We start from the raw sequence: 22,342 nt of genomic DNA, 5'->3' as shown, positions 1-22,342 counted from the left end.
CATGGGAACGTACGACACGCTCCACCACGGCGAGCGCTACGAGCAGGTCAAGCTGTGGGGCAAGGGTCTGAGGTACCTGCACGTCGGTGATCGCGTCGGGTTGCCGCGCGGTGGCCTGGCGCCGAGCGGGACGTACACCGTCGCGATGGTCACCGGCGGGTACGTGCACGTCGTCGACGGGGTCGTCGCGGGCTGGGAGGACGAGCCGGGCGAGGGCCCGCTCCTGATGACCGGTGGCGGGCGGTTCCGCCCGCAGGACTGGCCCGGTGGTCCCTTCGGCCCCTGGTACCGCGACGCCGACGCCCCCCCGGACCGGCGCGTCTTCGCCTCGATCGACCGGGGCTGCCCCCGGCACGGCGGCCCGGCGTTGCGGGTCGTCCGCGACGACGACCCGGACTCCCGGCGGGAACGGGCGGTGGCCGCCGCGCGAGCCGACGTCGCCGCGCTCCTGGCCGCGGGGCCCGACGACGCGACCCGCATCGAGGCCGCGCGCGGGTACCTCGTCCAGAGCGGCTACCACCAGGTCGCCTGCGAGTCCGCGGCCGCACTGCTCGGGCTGGACGAGGACCTCGACCGGGCCGGCGACCGCCTGGTGGAGCTGCTGTCGACCGCCGCCCCGGACGCGCCGGAGTGGCCGAACGCCGCCGGCTTCGTCGAGGAGCACGCCGCCGTCCTGCCCGCCGCCGCGGTCGCCGGCAGCCTGCGGCTGCTGGCCGAGGCGCTGCCCGGCGCGGCGCCGGCGGCCGATGCGCCGCCCGAGCCGGCGGACGGCGTCGAGCACCCCGCGGTGCGGCGCCGGCGCAGGCGGGTCGCGCGCTCGGACGACGACTGGGTCAGGGAGCTCGGCCGCTACGGCGACCTCCACTTCCGGGCCGCGGCCGAGGCGGCGGTCGCGCGTCACGGCGCGGCCGTCCTGCCGGCCATCCCGCTGCGCTTCTGGGGGCAGGACATCGTCGTCGACGAGCTGGCCGCGCCGCTGCTGGCCCCGGTGCTCGGGCGCGCGTTCACCCGCGCGGAGCTCGACGTCCTCACCTGGGCGCTGCTGGGGGTGCCGGGCCGCCTCGAGACGCTGGACGCGGAGACGCTCGCCGCCGCCCTGCGCCGCACCCTCGACGCCTGACGGGTGCGGACTCGGCCGCGCCGGTTGTCGACATCTGCCAGATCCGGCGGCGCGGTTCTCTCACGGCGCGTCGTGTCGTGCGCACCCGACGCCGCCGCCGGAGGCGCAGGGTGGAGCCATGACCGTCGTCCCCCTGCCCTCCACCAGCCGCTGGGCCGGGGACGTCCGCCAGGACGGGCGGGCGGTCCGGGCCACGGCGCACCCCGAGGCCGGCCTGCTGACCCTCAGCGTGTGGCGGGACGACACCTGCGCCGGCACCGTGCACCTGGCGCCGGCCGAGGTCGCCCGCCTGGTCGCCCGGCTGACCGAGTGCCTGGTCCAGCTGACCGCGGCGCCGGGCGCCGCCGACGGGGTGCGGGCCCCCGAGACGGGCGAGCGGGAGTCGTCCTGACGGAGGCAGGCGCCGCTCCACCTATTGACATTCGATAGGTATCGCACGACAGTCGACGCATGCCGTCGATCCAGCGTGTGGTCCTCCCGCTCCGGGTCCTGCTCGCGACCGTCTTCGCCGCACTGGTGGCGGCCCAGGTGTGGGCGCTGCCGGGGATGCTGCCGGAGATCGCCCGGCCCTCGCTCGAGCAGAGGCTCATGACCTGGACGATGCTGACGGCCTCGGTGCTCGGGGTGCTGTGCGTCCAGGTGGTCATCGTGTGCACCTGGACGCTGCTGACCATGGTCCGCGACGACCGCATCTTCAGCCGGAACGCGCTGCCGTGGGTGGACGCGATCGTGTGGGCCGTCGCCGTCGGCTGGGCGATGCTCCTCGGCGCGTTCGTCTGCGCCTACTACTTCGTGGTCGACGAGGTCAGCGACGACCCGGTGCTGCCCGCGCTGCTGCTCGTGCTGCTGCTCGTCGGCGCCGTGGTGGGGCTGCTCATCGTCGTCATGCGGGCGCTGCTCCACCAGGCCACGTCGCTGCGCACCGACATGGAGGCGGTCATCTGATGGCCATCGTCGTGCGCATCGACGTGGAGCTGGCCAAGCGGAAGATGAGCGTGGGCGAGTTCGCCGAGCGGGTCGGGCTCACGCCGGCCAACGTGGCCGTGCTGAAGAACGGCCGGGCCAAGGCGGTCCGGTTCAGCACCCTCGAGGCGATGTGCCGCGTGCTGGGCTGCCAGCCCGGTGACCTGCTCGAGTGGGTCCCCGACGAGCACGACGCCGCCCCGCTCCCGCACGCCGCCCGCTCGTGAGCCGCGACGAGAGCGCCGACGTCCTCGTCGTGGGCGCCGGCCTGGCGGGGCTGCACGCCGCCACGCGGCTCGCCCAGTGCGGTCACGACGTGCTGCTGGCCGAACGGCGCCGCAGGCTCGACGGGGCGATCCGCACCACGGGGATCTTCGTCCGCAAGACGCTCGACGACTTCCCGCTGCCACCCGGGTGCCTCGGGCCCCCGATCCGCCGCGTCGTCCTCCACCCGCCGTCGCTGCGCCGCCCGGTGACGCTGGACAGCGCGCGCGACGAGTACCGGGTGGGCGACATGGGGCCGCTCTACGTGGCCGCGGCCCGCGCCGCGGTCGACGCCGGGGTGCGGCTCGCGCTGGGCACCCGCTACGACGGCCGGCGCGGCGGGGTCTCCCTCCTCACCGGCCCGGACGGGCCGCTCCGGGTGCGGGCACGGTACGTCGTCGGCGCCGACGGCGCCCGTTCCCGGGTCGCCCGCGACCTCGCCCTCGACCGCAACCGGCACCTCCTCGTCGGCGCGGAGGAGGTCTTCGCGATCCCGGACGGGGGCGAGCCCCCGGCCTTCCACTGCGTGCTCGACCCCTCGCTGGCGCCCGGGTACCTGGCGTGGGTGGTCAACGACGGCCGGCACGCGCACGTCGGCGTGGCCGGCTACGCCGCCCGCTTCCCCACCGGGCTGCGCGCGGCCCTGGACCGGTTCGGCGCCGCGGCGCCCGGGCTGCCGGCCCTCGCCCGACCCCCGGAGGTGGAGCGGCGCGGCGGCCCGATCCCCGTGGGCGGTCTGCTGCGCCGGATCGCCGGTCCCGAGGGCCTCCTCGTCGGCGACGCCGCCGGAGCGGTCTCCCCGCTCACCGCCGGCGGCCTGGATCCGTGCCTGCGGCTGTCGGAGCACGCCGCCGACGTCCTCGACGACGCGCTGCGCGGCGGGCGGCCCGAGGCGTGGGCGCGCTACGACGGGGCCGCGCTGCGGGCCTCGTTCCGCGGGCGCCTCCTGCTGCGCCGCGGGCTGGCCCAGGTGCGCACGCCCGCCGCCGCGTCGGCTGCGTTCGCCCTGCTGCGGACACCGGTCGGGCGGGCCGCCGCCCGCCGCATCCTCTTCGGCGACCGGTCCTTCCCGACCCCGGCGACCGCCGGCCGCGCCGAGGTCACCACGCGGTGACGCCCGCCGGCGGATCCCCCGCCCGGCTGCGAACGGGCGGGGGGAGCTGACCCGGCCTGCTGGTTTGCCGCCGCGCGCGTCCGGGGAACCGCTGCGCGTGACCGACCCCCTCGCCGCCGCGGAACGGGACCTGGCGCACGCCTTCGTCTCTGCTACCGGCGCGATGGTGGTGGTCGTCGACCGCACCGGGCGCATCCGGATGGTCAACCCCGCGCTCGAGGAGTTCACCGGCCTGCCCGCCGCGGAGCTGGTCGGGCAGGCCTTCTGGGACGTCTACGTCGTGCCCGGCGACGTCCTCCCGGCCCAGCACGCGTTCGCCGCCGCGCTGTCGACCCGCGCGGGGTTCGCCGTCGAGGCCGACTGGGTCGCCACCGGCGGCGTGCTGCGCCGCGTGGCCATGCACAACAGCGTCCTGCTCGACCCGGGCGGCGAGCCCTACGCGGTCGCGTGCGTCGCCGTGGACGTCACGGCGGTCCACCGGCGCGGCACCACCGACGTGCTCACCGGCGTGCTCAACCGCGCCGGGCTGTTCGAGGTGCTGGCCGGCCACCTCGACCCGCGCCGCGGCCAGGGCTGCGGGCTGCTCTTCTGCGACCTCGACGACTTCAAGAGCGTCAACGACCGCCACGGCCACGCGGCGGGCGACCGCCTGCTCGTCGAGGTCGCGCGGCGGCTGCGCGAGAGCACCCGGCCCGCCGACGCGATCGCCCGCATCGGCGGCGACGAGTTCGTCGTCCTCACCCCGGCCGTGGAGGAGGTGGAGCTGGTCTCGCTCACCGAGCGGGTGGCCGCGCACCTGCACGAGCCGCTGGGGATGCCGGGCGGGCCGGACGCCGTCCGGGTCAGCATCGGTGGCGCGGTCGGTCGCCCCGGCGACGACCCCGACGCGGTGCTGGAGCGGGCCGACTCGGCGATGTACCGGATCAAGCGGCACCGGATCAGGCACCGCCGCCCCCGGTCCTGACCCGGCGGGCCGCCGTCGCCCCGTGGGGCGGGCCGGACACGCCGCGTCCCCGAGGTCATCGAACGCCCGCACCGGGCCCGCACGCTGGGAGAACGCCGTTGCTGTCGACATGTGGCCGGCGCGGGGCGCACGTCGTCGTCCGGTATCGGCAGCCCCGCAACGATCCGGGAACGCGCCCTCCGCGGCCGGTCGCGAGTGGCCTGCCCCACACGCGCGCGGACCTACCGTTCTGCCACCGCCGCACGTCCCCGGCGGCGGGTCCAGGAGGCGAGCGGTGAGCGGCGTGGGTGGTCTGTCCAGCGGTGAGGTCGTACTCGGCGGCGCGGCCTGCCAGGGCTGGTGGCTGGTCGTCGACGAGGAGCACGGCCCCGGCCGGGTCGTCGCCGGCCCCTTCTCGGACCGCGCCGAGGCGCGGTGGGCCGCCGTGACGGAGGGGCACCCGCTCGCCGGGCCGGTCTACGGCGTCCGCCGGGCCGACGGCGGGCTGAACCGGCGGCCGTCGCCGGAGGACTGGGCGTGGCTGGGCCACCTCGGCGAGCAGCTCGACCGGCTGCCCGAGGACTGGGACGCGCAGGTCGCCGACGACGACCCGCTCACCACGCTGGTGGTCGAGGTGGCCGCCGCGATCGCCGAGGCCGGCCTGCCGCTGCACGACGCCACCGGCCCGGCCGGACCGCTCGGCGGGGCCTGCCTCACCCCGGAGCCCGCGCTCGCCGGCATCGTCGTCACCTGGCGCCAGCACGACCGCATGAGCGTGGAGCAGGTGCACGGCGCCGAGGCCGACGCGATGACCCAGCAGGTGATGAACCGCGCCCTGGCCGACCTCCTGGCGCTGCGCGGCTTCGCCGTCGACGGCCTGGGCGGCTCCAGCGGCTGCGTGGTGCGCCCCACGGCCTGACCCCGCCGCGCCGCCCGGCTCAGCGGGTGGCGAGCGCGCCGCGCAGCGCCTCCAGCGCCGCCGGCACGACGCCGTACCAGTTGTTGCGCCCCCGGCGCTGGCTGGTCACCAGCCCGGCCTCCACGAGCACCTTCAGGTGGTGGGAGACCGTGGGCTGGCTCTTGCCGACCGGCTCGACCAGGTCGCAGGCGCACACGACGCCTTCCTCGGCCGTGGCCAGCAGCGACACGATCCGCAGCCGCACGGGGTCGGCCAGGGCGGCGAACTGGCGCGCGAGGGTCTGCGCCTCCTGCTCGCCGAGCAGCACGGACGCCAGCGGGGCGCAGCACGCCTCGACCTCGGGCTGCTCCAGCACGGGCAGCTCGCGCAGCGGCAGCTCGCGCGGCAGCAGCTCCCTCAGCGGCATGGTCCTCCTCCGTCCCGGCCGGTCCCGGTCCCTCGACATATTGACAGCCGTCGATGTACGGGTGCAACCTCTCGTATCGACGGCGGTCGATGTGTCCGCCCGGAACGGAGGTTCCCGTGTCCCGCATCCAGCTGGCGCTCGACGTGGCCGACGTCGAGGCGGCCACCGCCTTCTACGCCAACCTCTTCGGCACCGAGCCGGCCAAGACCCGGCCCGGCTACGCCAACTTCGTCATCGCCGACCCGCCCCTGAAGCTGGTCCTGCTCGAGAACCCTGACCGGGCCGGCACGCTGAACCACCTCGGGGTCGAGGTCGCCTCGCCCGACGCCGTCGACGCCGAGCAGACCCGGCTGGCCGCGCTCGGCCTGGCTTCGACCGACGAGCGCGGCACCACCTGCTGCTACGCGCGGCAGGACAAGTTCTGGGTGGAGGGCGTCCCCGACGGCGTGCGGTGGGAGGTCTACACCGTGCTGGCCGACAGCCCCACGTTCTCCGCCCCGGATCGCGCCGGCGAGCCCGCCTGCTGCTGAGAGGAGCACCGCCGTGAGCACCTTCGACATCTCCGAGGTCGTCGCCGCCGAGCACCGCGCGCGGCTGCACCGCAGGGCCGACTCCGCCCGGCTGGCCGCGGCGGTCCGCTGCTGCCGGCCGAGCACGTGGACCCGTGCCGCCCGCCGTGCCGCGGCGGCGGTGTCGCGGCTGCGCGGGCACCGGGGCGCATCGTGCTGCACGCCGGCATGAGCCCCGCGCTCGTCGGGGAGGCGACCGCCGCGGAGCTGCCCGCGGCCCGCGCCCTGGTCGCCGCGGCCGGCCTGCCGCTCGACGGGCTGGAGGAGGCCGCGCTCGTGCTCGTCGCCCGGGCCGACGGCGACGTCGTCGGGACGGTGGCGCTCGAGCGGCACGGGGAGGGGGAGGCCACCGCGTTCCTCCTCCGCTCGGCGGCGGTGGCCGCCGACCGGCGGGGCCGCGGGGTCGGCGCCGACCTGGTGGCCGCCGCGCTGGCCGTCGTCGACGCCGCCGGCGCGCCGGTCGCGCTGCTGACCGGGTCGGCCGACGGCTGGTTCCCGCGCTTCGGGTTCCGGCCCGTGGCGCGCGAGCAGCTGCCGGTCACCCTCGCGGCGTCCGCGGAGCTGCGCGGCGCCTGCCCCGCATCGGCCCGCGCCCTGCTGCGGTGCCCGACCGGAGGAGGGAGGTGACGAGCCGTGCCCGAGCCGACCTGGTGCTGCGACGAGGACTGCACCGACGCCAGCTGCGACTGCGGTTGCTGAGCTGACCTGACCGCCACCGCTGCCGGGCCCGGGACCGGCAGCTCCTAGGCCGGCGCCGGTTCGGGCTGCGGGAGCGTCCGCGGCGCGCCGAGCAGGCGGGTCAGGACGACGGCGGTGATCGACTCCGCGCACAGCAGGCCGACGAGCACGACGATCTGGAAGCGGGCCGCGTCCACCGCGCCGGCGCCGCCGAGCAGCGCGCCGACGAAGGCGCCGGGCAGCGTCACCAGCCCGACCGTGCGCGTCTGGTCCAGGGCCGGCACCAGCGCCTCCGAGGCGGCGTCGCGGGCGATGGCGTCGACGGCTCGCCGCGGCGTCGCACCCAGCGCCAGCCACGCCTCGACCTCGTCGCGGCGCCGGCGGAGCCCGTCGAGCAACCGCCGCCCGGTGAGCGTGGCCGCCGTCATCGTGCCCCCGATGACGATGCCGGAGACGGCGACCAGCGTCCGCACCGACCGGTCGAGGACAGGCAGCCCGCAGATCAGCCCGATGGTCACCGCCGAGCCGGCGCCGCAGGCGAGGACGACGGCCCGCGGCGCCCCGCGCAGGCCGCGCAGCCGACGCGCCGCCGTCCACGTGGCCACGCCGAACATCACCGCGACCGCGAGCACCACGAGGACCGGTGCCCCGAAGACGCCGCGCAGGGCCAGGGCGACGACGGCCAGCTGCACGACGGCGCGACCCGAGGCGACCAGCAGGGCCCGGCGCTGCCCCACCCGCGCCAGCGTGAGCACGCCGAGGGCGATGGCCGCCAGCAGGACCAGGCCGACGCCCAGCCGGACCCCGTCGCTCACGTCCGCACGGTAGCGGGCGATCTAGGTTGGCCTCGTGACGGTGGTGGACGAGCTGCGCGCGGCCGGCTGCGTGTTCGCCGAGGAGGAGGCCGCGCTGCTGCGGGCCGAGGCGGCCACCGAGGGGCAGCTGGCGGCGATGGTCGCCCGCCGGGTCGCCGGCGAGCCGCTCGAGCACGTGCTCGGCTGGGCGGGGTTCCGGGGCCTGCGGATCGCCGTCGCGCCGGGCGTGTTCGTGCCGCGCCGGCGCACGGAGTTCCTGGTCGACCAGGCGGTCGCGCGGACCCCGCCGGGCGCCGTGGTCCTCGACCTGTGCTGCGGGTCCGGCGCCCTCGGCGTCGCGCTCGCCGCCGCCCGCCCGGGCACCACGCTGGTCGCCGCCGACGTCGACCCCGCCGCCGTCCGCTGCGCCCGGCGCAACGTCGAGCCGGCCGGCGGGCGGGTGGTCGAGGGGGACCTGTTCGCCCCGGTGCCGGCGGAGCTGCGCGGCCGGGTCGACGTCCTGCTGGCGAACGTCCCCTACGTGCCCAGCGGGGAGCTCCCGCTGCTGCCGGCCGAGGCGCGGCTGCACGAGGCGCCGGTGGCCCTCGACGGCGGGCTTGACGGTCTCGAGGTGCTGCGGCGGGTCGCCGCGGAGGCCGCCGCCTGGCTCGCCCCCGGTGGGGCGCTGCTGACCGAGGCGAGCGCGGCGCAGGCGCCGCGGGCGGCCGACGTCCTCCGCCGCGGCGGGCTCGGCGCCCGGGTCGTCACCGACGAGGACGGCGAGGCGACCGTGGTGATCGGCACCCGGCCGGTCAGCCCCGCCGCCGGCGCCGCCACGGGATGAAGAAGACGGCGGCGACGAGCGCGGCCGCACCGCCGACGAGCAGCCACGCGGGCAGCCCGCCCGACCCCTCGGGCTCGCGCTCCGCCGCCGCCTCGCTGGGCTCGGCCGCCGAGGTGGGGGCCGGCGTGGTCGCCGGTGGCGGCGAGGACGTCGTCGGAGGAGCCGGCGGCGCGTAGGTGAACGTCACCGATCCGTCGACCTGATGCCCGTCGGCCGAGGTGACCGAGTAGTCGACCGTGTAGGTTCCCGCGGCCGCCAGGGCGACCGGCTGGCTGACCACCGCGCCCGCCGCGCTCGCCGCGCCGGCCGCCGCGTCGGCGCCGTCCGGCCCGCGGACGGCGACCTGCCGGAGCAGGACGGGGCCGGTGAAGGTCAGGTCGACCGCGGGCAGCGGCTCGGCGACGGTGCTGCCCTCGGCCGGTGTCGACGACGCGAGCGCGGTGTGCGCCCGCGCCGCGGGAGCGGTCGCGAGCAGCACGGCCAGGACGGCGACCACGAGGACGGCGGACCGGCGGACGAGCGGCAGGGCGGGCACGCGCGCACGGTACCGGGACCGATGTCATTGACGGGGGTGTCGCCGACCGGGCACCTTCCTGCGTCGAGCCGGACCGCCGACCGCGTCCGCCCGAGCCGAGGGATCCGATGCCCGTCCGCCGTCCCGCCGCGATCCTGCTCGCCGGCGTCCTGCTCGCCGGCTGCACCTCCACCGTCGTCGGCACGGCGGCGCCGGCCGACGGCCTGCGGACCGACGTCAGCGACGCCGAGCTCGCGGTCGGCCTGGCCGGCGACGGCGAGACCGACCGGATCGCCCGCAACTCCCTCGCCGACGTGCTCACGTTCTGGGAGGAGACCTTCCCCCAGGTGTTCGGCGAGGAGTTCGGCACCGTCGAGGGCGGCTTCTGGTCGATCGACCCGGCCGAGACCGGCGACGGCGAGCTGCCCGACAGCGCGTGCTTCGACCGGGACGTCGACGACCTCGCCGAGAACGCCTTCTACTGCCCGCCGGACGACGCGATCTTCTACGACCGCGCGTGGCTGACCGACCTCGCCGAGGAGTACGGGGCCTTCGTGATCGCCGAGATCATGGCCCACGAGATGGGGCACGCGGTCCAGGGCCACGCCGGCATCGACGACGAGTCGATCGTGGTCGAGACCCAGGCCGAGTGCTTCGCCGGCGCCTGGACGCGGTGGGTGGTGGAGGGGAACTCGCGGCACTTCACCCTGCGCGCCCCGGCCCTCGACCCGTACCTGCTCGGCTATCTCTACTTCGGCGACCCGGTCGGCACGTCCGCGGACGTCGACGGCGCGCACGGCTCGCTGTTCGACCAGCTGTCGGCGTTCCAGGAGGGCTACGCCGACGGCGCGGCCGCCTGCGCCGCCTTCGACTCCACGCGCTTCTACACCCAGGCGGAGTTCGAGGACGGCGCGGAGGAGGAGAGCATGGGCAACCTCTCGTTCGACGAGAGCGTCGCGGCCGTCGACGACACCCTCGGTCTCTTCTGGACGCAGGCCGTCACCGTGGGCTTCGCCGGCACGCCCCCGCTCGGCGGGGAGTTCGCGCCGCCGGAGGTCCGCGCCGCCGACGGCGACGGCATGGTGTGCAGCGGCGAGGGGGAGGAGCTCGACCTGCAGTACTGCGCCGAGGACGGCTCGGTGCGCTACGACGCCACCGACCTGCTGGAGCCGGCCCACGAGGAGATCGGCGACTTCGCCGTCGACACCCTCGTCGCGCTGCCGTACGGCCTGGCCGTGCGCGCGCAGCGGGGGCTGTCCACCGACGACGCCGAGGCGGTCACCAGCGCGGTGTGCGCCGCCGGCTGGTACGCCCGCGAGCTCTCGCTGGGCCAGCTGGAGGCCAGCCGGTTCCAGATCTCGCCCGGCGACGTCGACGAGGCCGCCGTCGTCCTGCTGCAGTACGCGACGATGCGCAGCGTGCTGCCCGACGCCGGGCTGTCCGGCTTCGAGCTGGTCGACCACTTCCGCCAGGGGTTCGTGGAGGGCGGCGCCGCCTGCCGCCTGTAGGTCACGCGTCGAGGAAGCCGTCGACCACCGGGGCCAGCTCGCGCGCCTCGGTGATCAGCGCCAGGTGCCCGCCGCGGTAGAGGTGCAGGCGGGCGTCGGGGATGAGCCGCGCCATCAGCCGGGCGTTGATCGACGGGATGATCGGGTCGTCGTCGCCTGCCACCACGAGCGTCGGCTGCCGGATCAGGCCGAGGAACGGCAGGCTGCTCCAGCCGGCGCCCGCGGCCAGCTGGTAGTAGTACCCGCGCCGCGGCCCGAGCCGCGACGCCGCGTGCAGCGCCCGCGCCGCCCGGTCGGGTTCCTCGCGCATGGTGCCGCCGTAGAGGTCACCGGCGATCGACCGCGCGTACTCCGGGTCGCGGTGCCGCCGCGGGGTGAGCATGCGGGCGAGCACCTTGGGGTGGCCGGGCACCATGAGCGTGCCGGTGCCGGTCGCGGCCAGCACCAGCCGGCGGACCCGGCGGCCGTGCTGCACGGCGAAGTGCTGGGCCAGGCCGCCGCCCCAGGAGAAGCCCAGGACGTCGACCTCGTCGTCGTGCCCGAGCTCGTCCAGCATCGCCGCCACGACCGGGGTGAAGGTGGCCAGGACGTACGGCACGACCGGCCGCGGCGAGCCGCCCACCCCGGGGACGTCGAAGCGGACCACCGTGCGGCGCCGGTCGAGGGCGTCGACGAACGGCTGCAGCACCTCGAGGCTGGCGCCGATGCCGTTCATGAGCAGCAGCGGCGGCGCGTCGGCACCGGTGCCGGTGCGCACGGCGACGCGGAGCGTGCGGCCGGCGGCGGTCACCGTCCGGACCGTCTCCCGCGCCGGGCGGGACGGCCGGCTACTTGTCGAAGACATAGGTGCCGGGGGCCTCGGCGAGCACCTCGAGGTCGCCCTCGAGGCGGTCGGGGGCCGGGACCTGTTCCCCGCAGCGCTCGCCCAGCCAGGCCGTGAAGTCCGGCCACCACGAGCCCTTGACCGTCTCCGCCTGCCGCAGCCACTCGTCGGGGTCGGGCGGGGTGGAGCCGGCCACCTGGAAGGTGGACTTCGGGTTGGTCGGCGGGTTGACCAGCGAGGCGATGTGGCCGTTGGTCGAGAGGATGAACCGGCTCTCGCCGCCCAGCAGCTGCGTCGTCCGGTAGCAGGACTGCCACGGGCAGAGGTGGTCGGCGATGCCCGCGGTGACGTAGGTGTCGACGTCGACGGCCGAGAGGTCCACCGGGGTGCCGAGCATCGTCGACGCGCCCGGCTCGGTCAGCGCGTTGCCCAGGGCCAGGTCGATGAAGTCCCGGTGCAGCGCGGCGCTCATCCGGGTGGTGTCGGCGTTCCAGTAGAGGATGTCGAAGGCCGCCGGCGGCTTGCCCTGCAGGTAGTTGTTGACCCAGTAGTTCCACACCAGGTCGTTGGGCCGCAGCCAGGCGAAGACCTCGGCCAGCGCGGCGCCGTCGAGGTACCCCTTCCGCCGCGACCGCTCGGTGGCCTCCCGGACGGCGTCGGGGTCCATGAGCGCACCGACCGTGCCGGCCCGCGACCAGTCAAGGACGGTGACGGCGAAGCTGGCCGCCGCCACCCGGTCGAGCCGGCCGGTGGCGGCCAGGTGGGCCAGCAGCATCGCGGTGATGATGCCGCCGGAGCAGAACGCCTGCAGCGCGACCCGGGTGCTGCCGGTGGCCCGCTCGACGGCGTCCATCGCGTCGAGGATCGCCTGCCCGTAGGTGTCGAGCCCCCAGTCGGCGTGCCGCTGGTCGGGGTTGCGCCACGAGATCATGAAGACCTGCTGACCGGCGGCGACGTAGTGCTCGACGATGCTGCGGCCGGGGGCGAGGTCGGCGATGTAGTACTTGTTGATCGTCGGCGGCACCATCAGCAGCGGCACCTCGCGGACCACCTCGGTCGTGGGCCGGTACCGGATCAGCTCGAAGACGTCGGAACGGAACACCACGGCCCCGGGCGTGACCGCGAGGTCCTCGCCCACCGTGAACGCGTCCGGCTCCACCATCGAGGGCACCCGCGGCGGCGAGACCAGGTCGCCGACCATGCGCCGGACCCCCCGGACGGCGTTCGCGCCGCCGGTGTCGATGACCGCCTTCCACAGCAGCGGGTTCAGCGGCGTGTTGCTGGGGGCGAGGGCGTCGACGACGTTGGTGAGGGTGAACCGGATCCGTTCGTCGTCCCGCCAGTCCAGGTCGGCGTCGTCGACCAGCTTGGCGGCCGTCTGCGCGGCGGCGATGTGCGCCTGCATCAGCCGGCGCAGCAGCGGGTTGCCGGTCCACGCCGGGTCGGCGAACCGCTTGTCCTTGGGGTGCGGCGCGACGTCGGACCGCCCGGCGGTGATGCGCCCCAGCTCCCGGGTGAGGTAGCGCGCCCGCCTGCCGACGACGTCGGGCTTGCCGGCCAGCGCCCGGGCGAAGGCCAGCGTCGTGCGCGCCGGCGGCACGAAGCGGCGCAGCGGGCCGCGGGCGCCGTCGACCAGCACCATGTCCAGCCCCGTCACGGCCTCGGCGGCCTCGGCCGGCGCCCCGGCCGCCGGCGCCGCGGCCGGCTTCTCCGGTGCGCCGGCCGGCTCCTCCCGGCCCTCGCTCGTCGTGGCGTCGGTGGTGCCGGCCCGGCGTCGCGTGGCTGCGACCTGCGTCATCGCCGTCCCCCTGGTGCTCGTGTGACTCCGGTCACTCAACCACAGCGCACCGCGCCCGGCAGGTCAGGCGGCCTCCGGCACCAGCTCGGTGCGCGGCGCGGTGCCGGGCGGCCGCCGCCAGGAGCGGTTGCGCCGCCAGACGACGTAGGTGACCAGGCCGAGCGGGATCGGCAGCACGTAGGTCAGCGCGCGGAAGACGAGCACGGCGGCGGCCACCGCCGACCGCGCGCCGCCGGCCGCGGACAGGCCGGTGATCAGCGCCAGCTCGATCACGCCGAGCCCGCCGGGGGTGAAGGGGACGGCGGTGAGCAGCCGGGCGAAGGCGAAGACGGCGAGGGCCTCGGTCCAGCTCACCTGCTCGGCGCTCACCCCGCAGAAGCGCAGCGCGAGCAGCAGGACCAGGAACAGCGACAGGTGGCTCACGACCGTGGCCAGGGTCAGCCAGTGCCACCGGGCCCGGAGCAGCAGCACGGTGCGGTCGCGGAACTTCGTCAGCGCGTCGTCCCAGCCCTCGACCGGCCCCTTGTGCAGCGGGCGCAGCACGGCCGAGACCACCCGCGCCAGCCACCGGCCCACCCGGGCCGCGCTCTCCCGGCTGCGCAGGGCCAGCCACAGCAGGACGGCGGCGCCGACCAGCCCGGCCAGGCCCAGCAGCCCGCCCAGCAGCCGGCCGGGCGTGGGGGCGGCGGTGAACGCCAGCAGCGCGAGGGCGAGCACCGGCATCCCGAGCTTCACGAAGTTGTTCCACAGGCCCGAGGTGAGCAGCGAGACCGACGTCCGGGAGCGCGAGAAGCCCCAGGACGAGTTCATCGAGTAGGTCAGCCCCAGCGCGATGGCCGCGCCGCCGACCAGGGTGTTCGACACCGCCGTCGTGGTCTGCGTGGAGACGAAGGCCTGCCGCAGCGTCAGCCCCGGCATGGAGGTGACCATGACGAACTGGTAGGTCACCAGATTCCACGCGGCCGCCACCACCAGCACGGCGATCTGGACGGCCGTCATCGCCTGCACCGACGCCCACACGTCGGAGAGGCTGGTGAACTGCGGCAGGAACCAGGCGAACACCGCGACCACGAGCACCAGCGAGAACACCGGCCCGACCAGCCGCCGCCACAGCGGCTTGGCGGCGCGTGGCGGGCTCTCGACGGTGGTCACGGCGTGCGCACCGGGTCGAGCTCGAGCCGGCCGTCGCTCTCCTCCCGGACCTGCTCCCGCAGGTCCTCCCGGGCGATCACGCCGACGACCTGCGAGACGAGCGCCAGCCCCTCGCCGGGGCTGGCGCCGTGCAGCGCGAAGACGAAGGTCAGGCAGCCGCCGTCGAAGAGGTAGAACCGCTCGCCGGCGTAGGTCGGCGCCATCTGCGAGACCCGCTCCAGCCGCTGCATGCCCTCGCGGTCGCTGGGCACCGGGGTGGCGCCGATCGTGTCGCACGAGGCGGTGAGCCGGACCTCCACCGCCTTCTGCCCGTCGCGGTCGGAGTCCAGCCAGAACCGGGCCTCGCCGTTGCGGGCCTCCAGGTGGTGGAACCCCCAGCCCAGCGGGATCGCGGCCCGCACGCACGGGACCCACTCCGCCGTCGGCACCGACTGGGCCATGAGGATCACCCCGTTGCCGGCGCCGTCGTCGCCGGCCGCGCACTGCGGCGGCTCGGCGATGGCGGTGGAGCCGGTGGCGCACCCGGCGACGAGCGCGCCGCACACCAGGGCCAGCGATGCCCGGACCCGCGCCGCCCTCACAGCGGCTGCCCCAGCACGTTGGCGAGGACCACCGCGGCCAGCAGCGCCGAGACCAGCGTGCCGAACATCAGGCCGATCCGCCGGAAGCTCCACCGCTGGATGCGCACCGGCGGCAGCCGGTAGGGCAGCAGGGCGAGGAACTCGGCGTGCAGGTCCCGCCCCTGCTGGCGCATCATCCGGCGCAGCTGCGAGGGCATCGTGATGCCCCGCGTGGCGGCGAAGGCCTCGGCGATCTCGGCATCGGTGAAGTGCACCGTGGCCCGGCGGTAGACCTGCTCGGCGCTCGTGCGCAGGGCCAGGACCAGCATCATGTTCGCCAGGTCGACCGCCTGCCGCCACGGGCTCGGGCGCACCTCGGCGAACGCGGTGTCGATGAGCACCAGCCGCCCGTCGCAGACCAGCAGGTTGGCCGGCTTGATGTCGCGGTGCGCCACGCCGACCTCCCACATCCGCCGGACGAGGGCGAGGCCCTGGTCGATGATCGCGTCGTCCACCTCGGCGTCGCCGAGCTCCTCGGCGCCGCTGACGAACTCGTTGACCAGCAGGTACTCGCGCTCCGGCGTGATCTCGACGATGCCGAGGGGGTGCGGCACCGGCAGCCCGGCATCGGTCAGCAGGCGCAGCATGTAGTCCTCGTACTGCACCAGCCGGCGCACGCTGTGGTACGGCTGCTCGTCCTCCAGCCGGCCGTAGAGCAGCGTGCGGCCGAGCTTGTACCAGCGGTCGGAGCGGACGTGGGTGACCGCGTAGAGCTTCCCGAACACCGTGCTCTCGCCGGCGGCGGCCTCGGACTTGACGCGGATCTTCAGCGGCGTGGAACCGCCCGACCCGGCCAGGTTGAACGGCGCCACCGAGGTGGCCAGCAGCCCGAGCTGGTCCTGCAGGGCGCGGACGATCGCCGTCCCGCGCGCCCCCGTGACGTCGAGGTGGGCGGTGCGGCCGCGGCGGTAGCGCACCGGGTACACCTCGTTGGGCGTCAGCAGCCGGAACGCGGCCAGCGGCACGGCCACGCCCAGCACGGCGCCGGCCACGACGTCGGTCGGGTGGTCCTGGGCCAGGTACAGCCGGGAGAGCGCGGTGACGACCAGCAGCGCGCACACCACCCACTTGCCGACCGTGCGGAGCCGCCCGGCCGGCACCAGCGAGTACAGGGTGCAGACGAGGAAGGCGGTGAGCACCGTGATCGGCAGCGAGGGCATGGAGTAGCCCGACCACCGGGCGATCAGCTCCACCTCGTACGGGCGCGGCCGCTCGAGGGTGGTGAGCATGATGGCGCCGGCGTTGACCACCACCAGCGCGACGCCGATCCACACGAACAGGTGCCGCCACCGGCGGAACGCGATCAGCAGGACGAAGTTGGCCACCCACAGCACGTAGACGGCGATGGGGGTGGCCAGGGCGCCGGCGGCCAGGGCGGCCCGGGTCAGCCCCGGGCTGCGGACCGCCTCGAAGGCCTGCAGCACCCGGGTGTCGGCGAGGTCGAACAGCGCCACGCTGTCGGTCGCCCACACCACCACCCACGCCACCAGGACGCCGGCGGAGGCGGCGAGCCACCACTTGCCGGAGGCGTTGAGGTGGTGCGGCAGCGGCGGTGCCTCCCCGGAGGGACGGCGGCGGCGGCGCACACGGCGCAGCTCGGGCGGTGCCCGCCGCGGGGCCGGCACCGACGCGGGTACGGCCTGCGGCGGCGACGCCATGCCGAGGGATCGTCCTCCTCCCGGGCGCGCCGGGACACCCCTTTGCGCCCCGAGGGCGGCTAGCCTGCCCGCCAGCGGGGCCGGGGAGGAGGGCGCCCGTGTGCGGGTTGCGTTGGCGCATCGCCGTCCTACCGGTCGTGCTCGCGGCGCTCGTCGCGTGCGGCTCGGCGGCGACGCCCCCGCCCGCGCTGCCCGAGGGCACGATCCGGTTCACCGCCTACGACTTCACGGAGAACCAGGTGCTCGTCGCGGTCTACGCCGAGGCGGTGCGCCGGGCCGGCCTGCCGGTGGCGGTGGAGCCGGGGCTCGGCACCCGCGAGGTGGTGCAGCCCGCCCTGGAGCAGGGGGTGGTCGACGTCGTCATCGACTACCTCGGGACGGCGGTCACCTTCGTCGGCGCCGGCGACGCCGCGGCGCTGCGGTCGGTCGAGGAGCTGCACGGCACGCTGTCGCTGACCCTGGTCGACCGCGGGGTCACGGTCCTCGCCCCCGCCGCCGCCGAGGACCAGAACGGCTTCGCCGTCACCACGGCGTTCGCGGCCGAGCACGGCGTCGGGCGGCTGTCGGAGCTCGCGCCGATCGCGCCGGACCTGGTCTTCGGCGGTCCGCCGGAGTGCCCGGACCGGCCGCTGTGCCTGCCCGGGCTGGAGGAGGTCTACGGGCTGCGCTTCGGCCAGGTGCTCAGCATGCCCTCGCGCGGGGCCACGGTGGAGGCGCTGGTGGCCGGCGAGATCGACGTGGGCCTGCTGGAGACCACCGACGCCCGACTGGGGACGGCCCCGGTGCTGCTGCTGCTCGACGACCGCGGGCTGCAGCCGCACGAGAACGTCGTCCCCCTCGTGCGCACGGCCGTCCTCGACCGGTGGGGCGACCGGTTGCGGGAGGCGCTGGACGGCACCAGCGCCCGGTTGACCACGCAGGCGCTGGTCGCGCTCAACCGGGCCGTCGAGATCGACGGCCGCACGCCCGACGAGGCGGCCGCCCTCTGGTGGGACCGCCAGTAGTCGAAGGACCTCCCTGCCCCCCACCGCTCGCACGCTCGCGGCGGGCCCCTGCAGGGAGGCCGTTCCCGTCCGTCACCTCCCCCCACCGCTCGCACGCTCGCGGCGGGCTCCTGCAGGGAGGCCGTTCCCGTCCGTCACCTCCCCCCACCGCTCGCACGCTCGCGGCGGGCTCCTGCAGGGAGGCCGTTCCCGTCCGTCACCTCCCCCCACCGCTCGCACGCTCGCGGCGGGACTCTGCGGCGGGGCCGTTCGGCCGCGTGGGACGGGTGGGGCGGAGCAGACGGCGGATCCCCGTCGGGCCGGGTCCATCCGCTTACAGTCGGTGGCCGGTGGCATGCGTTGCGCAATCGCGTCGCCGCGGTGCCGCCCGCGCGCGCCGCTCTCCAGGGACGTCAGGACGGGCAGCACACCGATGGTCGAGCACAGCAACCCTGCGGGGGCCTCCACGGCCGCACCGGGACGACGCCTCCGCGGGCGGTCCGCGGTGCGCTGGGCCGCCCTGGCGGCGCTGCTCGTCCTCGACCTGGTCGCCCCGGTCGTGCAGGCGCGCGAGGTGGCCCTCGCCGTGCCCACCTTCCACCTCGACGGCTCCTTCCAGACCGCCAGCGGCCTGTTCCGGCTGGCCTCCGGCGAGTGGCCGGGGCGGGACTTCCACCCCTACCTCGGCATCGGCCCGGTGCTGCTGCTCGCCCCGGTGTTCGCCGTCCTCGGCGGCGACCTCGGTGCGTCGGTGTTCGCCGCCCACCTGGTGACCCTGCTCGGCCTCCAGCTGCTCGTCGCCGTCCTGGCGGTGCTGGTGCTCGGGCGGCGGTCGGTGTGGGTCCTCGCGTGGGCGGCGGCCGTCCCGGTCGTGCTGCTGGCGCTCGCGGACGCCTGGCCGGGGCTGGCCGCCGTCGACCCCGTCTGCGGTGGCTGCCTCGACCGGCTGCGGGACGCGGCCCTGCCCGGCAACAGCCTGCGGCCGCTGCGCGCGCTCGCTCCCTACCTGCTGGCCGGCACGGCGTACCTGGTACTGCGCAGCCGGTGGCCCGCACGGCGCCGGGCGCTGCTCGTCGGCGTCGGCGCGGGCGCCGTGGCGGCGGTGTGGTCCAACGACTACGGCCTCGTCTCCGGCGGGCTGCTGCTGGTCGTGGTGAGCGTCCACCTCGCGCGGCAGCGGGAGACGCCGTGGCCCGCGCCCGTTGCCGTCCTGTGGGCAGCCGCGCTCGGGAGCTGGCTGGTCACCGGCTTCGTCGCGACCGCGGGGCACTTCGTCGACCACCTCGCCTACAACTTCTCCGACGTCCGCGGCGACCAGATGTGGTACTTCGGGGCCCTGGGGGAGGAGTCGGTCGTCTTCTCCGTCGGCGACCTGGTGGGCGTCATGGCGGCCGAGCACGCGCTCGTCGCGCCGGTCGTCCTCGCAGGGGTGCTGCTGCGCGCCCTCCTCCGCCGGGACGTCGGCTGGTCGCTGGTCGCCTACGTCGGCGTCTCCGTCCTGCTCGGCGGCGTGGTGGCGACCGTGGGCGGGCACGCCGGCGGCTACTTCTGGGCGCTGGCCCTCTGGGGCGACGTCGTCGTCGTCCTCGTGGCCGTCCGCCTCGTCCACCTCGGCCTCGGCCGGCTCGGTCGGGCCGGCTCCCCCGGCCGGCGGAGGGCGGGAGCGGGGCTCCGCGCGGTCCTGGCGGTGGCGACCGTCGTCGCCCTCGTCCTGGCCGACCGCGCGGCGGTCACCGACTCGCGGACCGCCGGCCGGGCCCTCGCGGCGGACCCGGCGGTGGCCCGCGAGCCCGGGCTGGGCGGCTACCTCGGCCTCGAGTGGCGGGGCCACCTCGACCTCTTCCGCGACCGCCAGGACGCCGTCGTCGAGGAGTACATGGGCCTGGCCGGTGCCCTGGTGCCCGACCGCAACGGCCTGCCGGTGGACTCGGTGATCGCCGCCCTCGGCGAGCAGCGTGACGTCTTCGCCGAGCGCATGGCCGCCCGTCCCGACGTGGTGGTCACGACGGCCCCCGAGGTCGGCCCCCTGGTCACGTGGAGCCTGAGCGCGAACTGGTGGTTCTACCGGACCCTCTTCCGCTCCTACGCCCCCGCCCGGACGTCGCCGACGACGCTGGTGTGGACGCCGGTGGAGCCGGCGTCGTGGCAGGGCGTGCCGTGCCGCGTCCGAGGGGACGAGATCGTGCTCGGCGCCCCGACCCCGGGGTTGTACGAGGTGACCCTCGACTACCGGGGCCCCGGCGCGGGCTCCCGCGAGTACTCGATGGTGCAGAACAACATCAGCCTCGGGCGGGAGGGCTTCCTGCCCCTCGACCCGGGCGCCGGCCGGCAGCAGTTCCCGGTGGCGGTGCACGACGCCGGCGCCGGCAGCACCACGCTCGGGCTCCGCGACGTCTCCGCGGGCCGCGAACCCCTGACCACGCTCGAGTCGTGCCGGGCCTCCGCCGTCACCCCGCCGGAGGGCGCTGGGACGCTGGAGATCTACCGCGGCATCCTGTGACCCGTCAGACGATGGCGCCGTGGCCGGTGATCGCCCGGCCGACGATCAGGCTGTTGACCTCGCGCGTGCCCTCGTAGGAGTAGATCGCCTCGGCGTCGGCGACGTACCGGCCGACGTGGTTCTCCAGCAGGATCCCGTTGCCGCCCATGAGCTCGCGCGCCCAGCCGACGGTCTCGCGCATCCGCATCGTGCAGAACGCCTTGGCCAGCGACGCCTGCTCGTCGGCCAGCCGCCCCTCGTCCTGCAGCTGCGAGACGCGGGTGCACATGGTCGCCGAGGCGGTGATGTTGCCGAGCATCCGGACGAGCAGGTCCTGCACCAGCTGGAACTGCGCGATCGGCCGGCCGAACTGGGTGCGCTCCCCGGCGTAGGCGAGGGCGTGCTCGTACGCGCCCCGGGAGCAGCCGACCGCCGACCACGCGACGCTGGCCCGCGTCATGCGCAGCACGTTGGCGGTGTCGCGGAAGCCGTGCGCCTCCTGCAGCCGGTTCTCCTCCGGCACCCGCACCCCGTCGAGGGTGATCAGCGCGTTCTGCACGGCGCGCAGCGCGATCTTGTCCTCGAGGTCGACGGTGGTGAAGCCGGGGGTGTCCTTCTCGACGACGAAGCCGAGCACCCGGTCGGTCTCCTCGTCGCGGGCCCAGATGATCACCAGGTCGGCGAAGCTGGCGTTGCCGATCCACTTCTTGTGCCCGTCGAGCACCCACCCGTCGCCGTCCCGGCGGCAGGTGGTCCGCAGCCCGCGGGCGACGTCGGAGCCGGACTGCGGCTCGGTCAGGCCGAAGGCGCCGAGCAGCTCCATGCGGGCCATCGGCGGCAGCCAGCGCTGCTTCTGCTCCTCCGAGCCGCACAGGTAGATCGTCCCCATGGCCAGGCCGCCGTGGACGCCGTAGAAGGTGGCCACCGACGGGTCGCCCCGGGAGAGCTCCATCGCGAGCATCCCGTCGAGGAGGAACGAGCGGCCCGGGCAGCCGTAGCCCCGGTACGGGTTGCCCGCGATGCCCAGCTCGGCCATCTCCGGGACCAGATGCAGGGGGAACTTCCCGCGGGTCCACCACTCGTTGATGCACGGCTCGACCCGGTCGTTCATGAACGTGCGGACCCGCTGCAGCAGCTCGCGGCCCTCGTCGTCGAGCAGGCCGGTCAGGTCGTAGAAGTCCGACGTGCCGATCGAGTCCATGCTGCGGGCATGCCCCGCCGCGGGTGGGGGCACACCCGGGCGACACCGTTCCGGAAGCTGAGGAGTTCCCGTGCCCCGATCACTGGCCGGCCAGACCGTCGAGGAACTCGGCGGACCCGGCAGCGTGCTCGCCCGCCAGCGCGCCGACCACGAGGAGCTCGACCGCCTGCTGCACGAGCTCGACGGCACGTCGGGAACCGCTCAGGAGGCGGTGCTCACCCGCGTCGACCGGCTGGTGTTCAGCCACGCCTTCGCCGAGGAGACGGTGATCTGGCCGGTCGTGCGCCGGGTCCTCCCGGACGGCGACGAGCTCACCCTGCGGATCGAGGAGGAGCACCAGGAGGTCAACGAGCTCGTCAGCGCCCTCGAGCGGGACGGTCTCGACGACCCCCGCCGGCCGCAGCGGCTGGCCCGCCTGGTCGAGGTGCTGCGCGAGGACGTCCGCGACGAGGAGGACGTGCTGCTGCCCCGCCTGCAGGAGCAGCTCTCGGCGGACGAGCTGCGCCGCATCGGGCGGCAGTGGGAGCTCGTGCGCCGCATCTCGCCGACCCGGCCGCACCCGACGGTGTCCCGCCGTCCGCCCGGCAACGCGCTCTCGGCGCTGCCGCCGTCGCTGCTGGACCGCACCCGTGACCTCGTCGACGCCGGCGCCCGGCGGGCACCCCAGCCGCTCGACCGGGTCGCCCGCTCGGCGAGCCAGGGCCTGGCCGCGCTGGCCGGCCTGGTGGAACGCGTGCCCGCCGCGCGCAGGGGCGACCGGCCCCCGACCAGCCGCTGAACCCGGCACGCGGGGCCGCGAGGGGCGTCGAGATGGGGGGAACGGGGGTCCGGGCGGCCGCGCGGGGCCCCGTTCCCCCCAGCTCGCCCCACCGCGGCCCCGGGGCCGCCCCCCCGGGGGCCCCCCCCCCCCCGGGGGGGGGGGGGGGGGGGGGGGGGGGGGGGGGGGGGCGGCGAGGGTGAGGGGGGGGGGGTGGGGGGGGGGGGGGGGGGGG

Annotated in this window: 24 protein-coding genes; 15 read left to right on the top strand and 9 right to left on the bottom strand. The window is 76.0% G+C overall.

Annotation, left to right across the window (positions count from 1 at the left end; all coding sequences use genetic code 11):
* Position 1: 1 nt before the first annotated feature.
* From ACI78S_RS02710 to ACI78S_RS02680, 7 genes are all read left to right on the top strand, one after another.
* The gene (locus ACI78S_RS02710; RefSeq protein WP_456970666.1) at positions 2-1,120 is read left to right on the top strand and encodes a hypothetical protein; all 1,119 of its coding nucleotides are present in this window, start codon (positions 2-4) and stop codon (positions 1,118-1,120) included.
* Positions 1,121-1,238: 118 nt separating this feature from the next.
* Positions 1,239-1,511, top strand: a complete 273-nt coding sequence (locus tag ACI78S_RS02705; protein ID WP_456970665.1) for a hypothetical protein — start codon at positions 1,239-1,241, stop codon at positions 1,509-1,511.
* A gap of 59 nt (positions 1,512-1,570) precedes the next feature.
* Positions 1,571-2,065: a DUF2975 domain-containing protein gene (locus ACI78S_RS02700; protein WP_456970664.1), complete on the top strand. Its 495-nt coding sequence runs from the start codon at positions 1,571-1,573 to the stop codon at positions 2,063-2,065.
* The gene (locus ACI78S_RS02695; RefSeq protein ID WP_456970663.1) at positions 2,065-2,310 is read left to right on the top strand and encodes a helix-turn-helix domain-containing protein; all 246 of its coding nucleotides are present in this window, start codon (positions 2,065-2,067) and stop codon (positions 2,308-2,310) included. The genes ACI78S_RS02700 and ACI78S_RS02695 overlap by 1 nt, the downstream gene beginning before the upstream one ends.
* A complete protein-coding gene (locus ACI78S_RS02690) occupies positions 2,307-3,461 on the top strand; it encodes an NAD(P)/FAD-dependent oxidoreductase (protein WP_456970662.1) in 1,155 nt (384 codons plus the stop codon). Before ACI78S_RS02695 ends, ACI78S_RS02690 begins: the two co-directional genes overlap by 4 nt.
* A gap of 97 nt (positions 3,462-3,558) precedes the next feature.
* Entirely contained in the window at positions 3,559-4,425 is an 867-nt protein-coding gene (locus ACI78S_RS02685; RefSeq protein WP_456970661.1) for a diguanylate cyclase domain-containing protein, read from the top strand.
* 274 nt (positions 4,426-4,699) lie between these two features.
* Positions 4,700-5,323: a hypothetical protein gene (locus ACI78S_RS02680; RefSeq protein ID WP_456970660.1), complete on the top strand. Its 624-nt coding sequence runs from the start codon at positions 4,700-4,702 to the stop codon at positions 5,321-5,323.
* Positions 5,324-5,342: 19 nt separating this feature from the next.
* Here the strand turns inward: ACI78S_RS02680 and ACI78S_RS02675 are convergent, their stop codons facing one another.
* Positions 5,343-5,729, bottom strand: a complete 387-nt coding sequence (locus ACI78S_RS02675) for a metalloregulator ArsR/SmtB family transcription factor (RefSeq protein WP_456970659.1) — start codon at positions 5,727-5,729, stop codon at positions 5,343-5,345.
* A gap of 116 nt (positions 5,730-5,845) precedes the next feature.
* Between ACI78S_RS02675 and ACI78S_RS02670 the strand changes: the two genes are divergently transcribed.
* The 3 genes from ACI78S_RS02670 to ACI78S_RS02660 are packed head-to-tail and all read left to right on the top strand — an operon-like array spanning position 5,846 to position 6,925.
* Positions 5,846-6,259, top strand: a complete 414-nt coding sequence (locus ACI78S_RS02670) for an ArsI/CadI family heavy metal resistance metalloenzyme (protein WP_456970658.1) — start codon at positions 5,846-5,848, stop codon at positions 6,257-6,259.
* 13 nt (positions 6,260-6,272) lie between these two features.
* On the top strand, positions 6,273-6,470 hold the full coding sequence (locus ACI78S_RS02665) for a hypothetical protein (protein WP_456970657.1): 198 nt from the start codon (positions 6,273-6,275) through the stop codon (positions 6,468-6,470).
* Positions 6,467-6,925 carry a GNAT family N-acetyltransferase gene (locus ACI78S_RS02660; RefSeq protein WP_456970656.1) on the top strand — a complete coding sequence of 153 codons (459 nt, stop codon included), beginning with the start codon at positions 6,467-6,469 and terminating at the stop codon, positions 6,923-6,925. The genes ACI78S_RS02665 and ACI78S_RS02660 overlap by 4 nt, the downstream gene beginning before the upstream one ends.
* 116 nt (positions 6,926-7,041) lie before the next feature.
* Here ACI78S_RS02660 and ACI78S_RS02655 read toward each other — a convergent pair whose 3' ends face one another.
* Positions 7,042-7,791: an ABC transporter permease gene (locus ACI78S_RS02655; protein WP_456970655.1), complete on the bottom strand. Its 750-nt coding sequence runs from the start codon at positions 7,789-7,791 to the stop codon at positions 7,042-7,044.
* Between the two features lie 34 nt (positions 7,792-7,825).
* Between ACI78S_RS02655 and ACI78S_RS02650 the strand changes: the two genes are divergently transcribed.
* Entirely contained in the window at positions 7,826-8,614 is a 789-nt protein-coding gene (locus tag ACI78S_RS02650; protein ID WP_456970654.1) for a putative protein N(5)-glutamine methyltransferase, read from the top strand.
* Here the strand turns inward: ACI78S_RS02650 and ACI78S_RS02645 are convergent.
* A complete protein-coding gene (locus tag ACI78S_RS02645; RefSeq protein WP_456970653.1) occupies positions 8,583-9,149 on the bottom strand; it encodes a copper resistance CopC family protein in 567 nt (188 codons plus the stop codon). The two genes, ACI78S_RS02650 and ACI78S_RS02645, sit on opposite strands and share 32 nt — an antisense overlap.
* Before the next feature lie 107 nt (positions 9,150-9,256).
* Between ACI78S_RS02645 and ACI78S_RS02640 the strand changes: the two genes are divergently transcribed.
* Positions 9,257-10,636 carry a neutral zinc metallopeptidase gene (locus ACI78S_RS02640; protein WP_456970652.1) on the top strand — a complete coding sequence of 460 codons (1,380 nt, stop codon included), beginning with the start codon at positions 9,257-9,259 and terminating at the stop codon, positions 10,634-10,636.
* A 1-nt stretch (position 10,637) separates the two neighbouring features.
* Here ACI78S_RS02640 and phaZ read toward each other — a convergent pair whose 3' ends face one another.
* The 5 genes from phaZ to ACI78S_RS02615 form a co-directional block, all read right to left on the bottom strand.
* Positions 10,638-11,426, bottom strand: a complete 789-nt coding sequence (phaZ, locus tag ACI78S_RS02635; RefSeq protein ID WP_456970651.1) for a poly(3-hydroxyalkanoate) depolymerase — start codon at positions 11,424-11,426, stop codon at positions 10,638-10,640.
* A gap of 37 nt (positions 11,427-11,463) precedes the next feature.
* Positions 11,464-13,257, bottom strand: coding sequence for a PHA/PHB synthase family protein (locus ACI78S_RS02630; protein ID WP_456970650.1), 1,794 nt, complete (start codon positions 13,255-13,257; stop codon positions 11,464-11,466).
* A gap of 63 nt (positions 13,258-13,320) precedes the next feature.
* A complete protein-coding gene (locus ACI78S_RS02625; protein ID WP_456970649.1) occupies positions 13,321-14,409 on the bottom strand; it encodes a lysylphosphatidylglycerol synthase transmembrane domain-containing protein in 1,089 nt (362 codons plus the stop codon).
* Positions 14,406-14,990, bottom strand: a complete 585-nt coding sequence (locus tag ACI78S_RS02620) for a hypothetical protein (protein ID WP_456970648.1) — start codon at positions 14,988-14,990, stop codon at positions 14,406-14,408. Before ACI78S_RS02620 ends, ACI78S_RS02625 begins: the two co-directional genes overlap by 4 nt.
* Positions 14,987-16,687 carry a phosphatase PAP2 family protein gene (locus ACI78S_RS02615; protein WP_456970647.1) on the bottom strand — a complete coding sequence of 567 codons (1,701 nt, stop codon included), beginning with the start codon at positions 16,685-16,687 and terminating at the stop codon, positions 14,987-14,989. Before ACI78S_RS02615 ends, ACI78S_RS02620 begins: the two co-directional genes overlap by 4 nt.
* Positions 16,688-16,785: 98 nt before the next feature.
* On the opposite strand from ACI78S_RS02615, the gene ACI78S_RS02610 reads away from it, so the two are divergent.
* Complete coding sequence (locus ACI78S_RS02610; RefSeq protein WP_456970646.1) at positions 16,786-17,691, top strand: ABC transporter substrate-binding protein; 906 nt, start codon at positions 16,786-16,788, stop codon at positions 17,689-17,691.
* A 484-nt stretch (positions 17,692-18,175) separates the two neighbouring features.
* Positions 18,176-20,170 carry a hypothetical protein gene (locus tag ACI78S_RS02605; RefSeq protein WP_456970645.1) on the top strand — a complete coding sequence of 665 codons (1,995 nt, stop codon included), beginning with the start codon at positions 18,176-18,178 and terminating at the stop codon, positions 20,168-20,170.
* 4 nt (positions 20,171-20,174) lie between these two features.
* Here ACI78S_RS02605 and ACI78S_RS02600 read toward each other — a convergent pair whose 3' ends face one another.
* Positions 20,175-21,350 carry an acyl-CoA dehydrogenase family protein gene (locus ACI78S_RS02600; RefSeq protein WP_456970644.1) on the bottom strand — a complete coding sequence of 392 codons (1,176 nt, stop codon included), beginning with the start codon at positions 21,348-21,350 and terminating at the stop codon, positions 20,175-20,177.
* Between the two features lie 70 nt (positions 21,351-21,420).
* Here ACI78S_RS02600 and ACI78S_RS02595 point away from each other — a divergent pair, with 70 nt between their 5' ends.
* Positions 21,421-22,128 carry a hemerythrin domain-containing protein gene (locus tag ACI78S_RS02595; RefSeq protein WP_456970643.1) on the top strand — a complete coding sequence of 236 codons (708 nt, stop codon included), beginning with the start codon at positions 21,421-21,423 and terminating at the stop codon, positions 22,126-22,128.
* The last annotated feature ends 214 nt before the right edge of the window (positions 22,129-22,342 follow it).

This window comes from Geodermatophilus sp. SYSU D00815, assembly GCF_054050035.1.
This window is presented reverse-complemented; position numbering and strand designations above follow the sequence as displayed.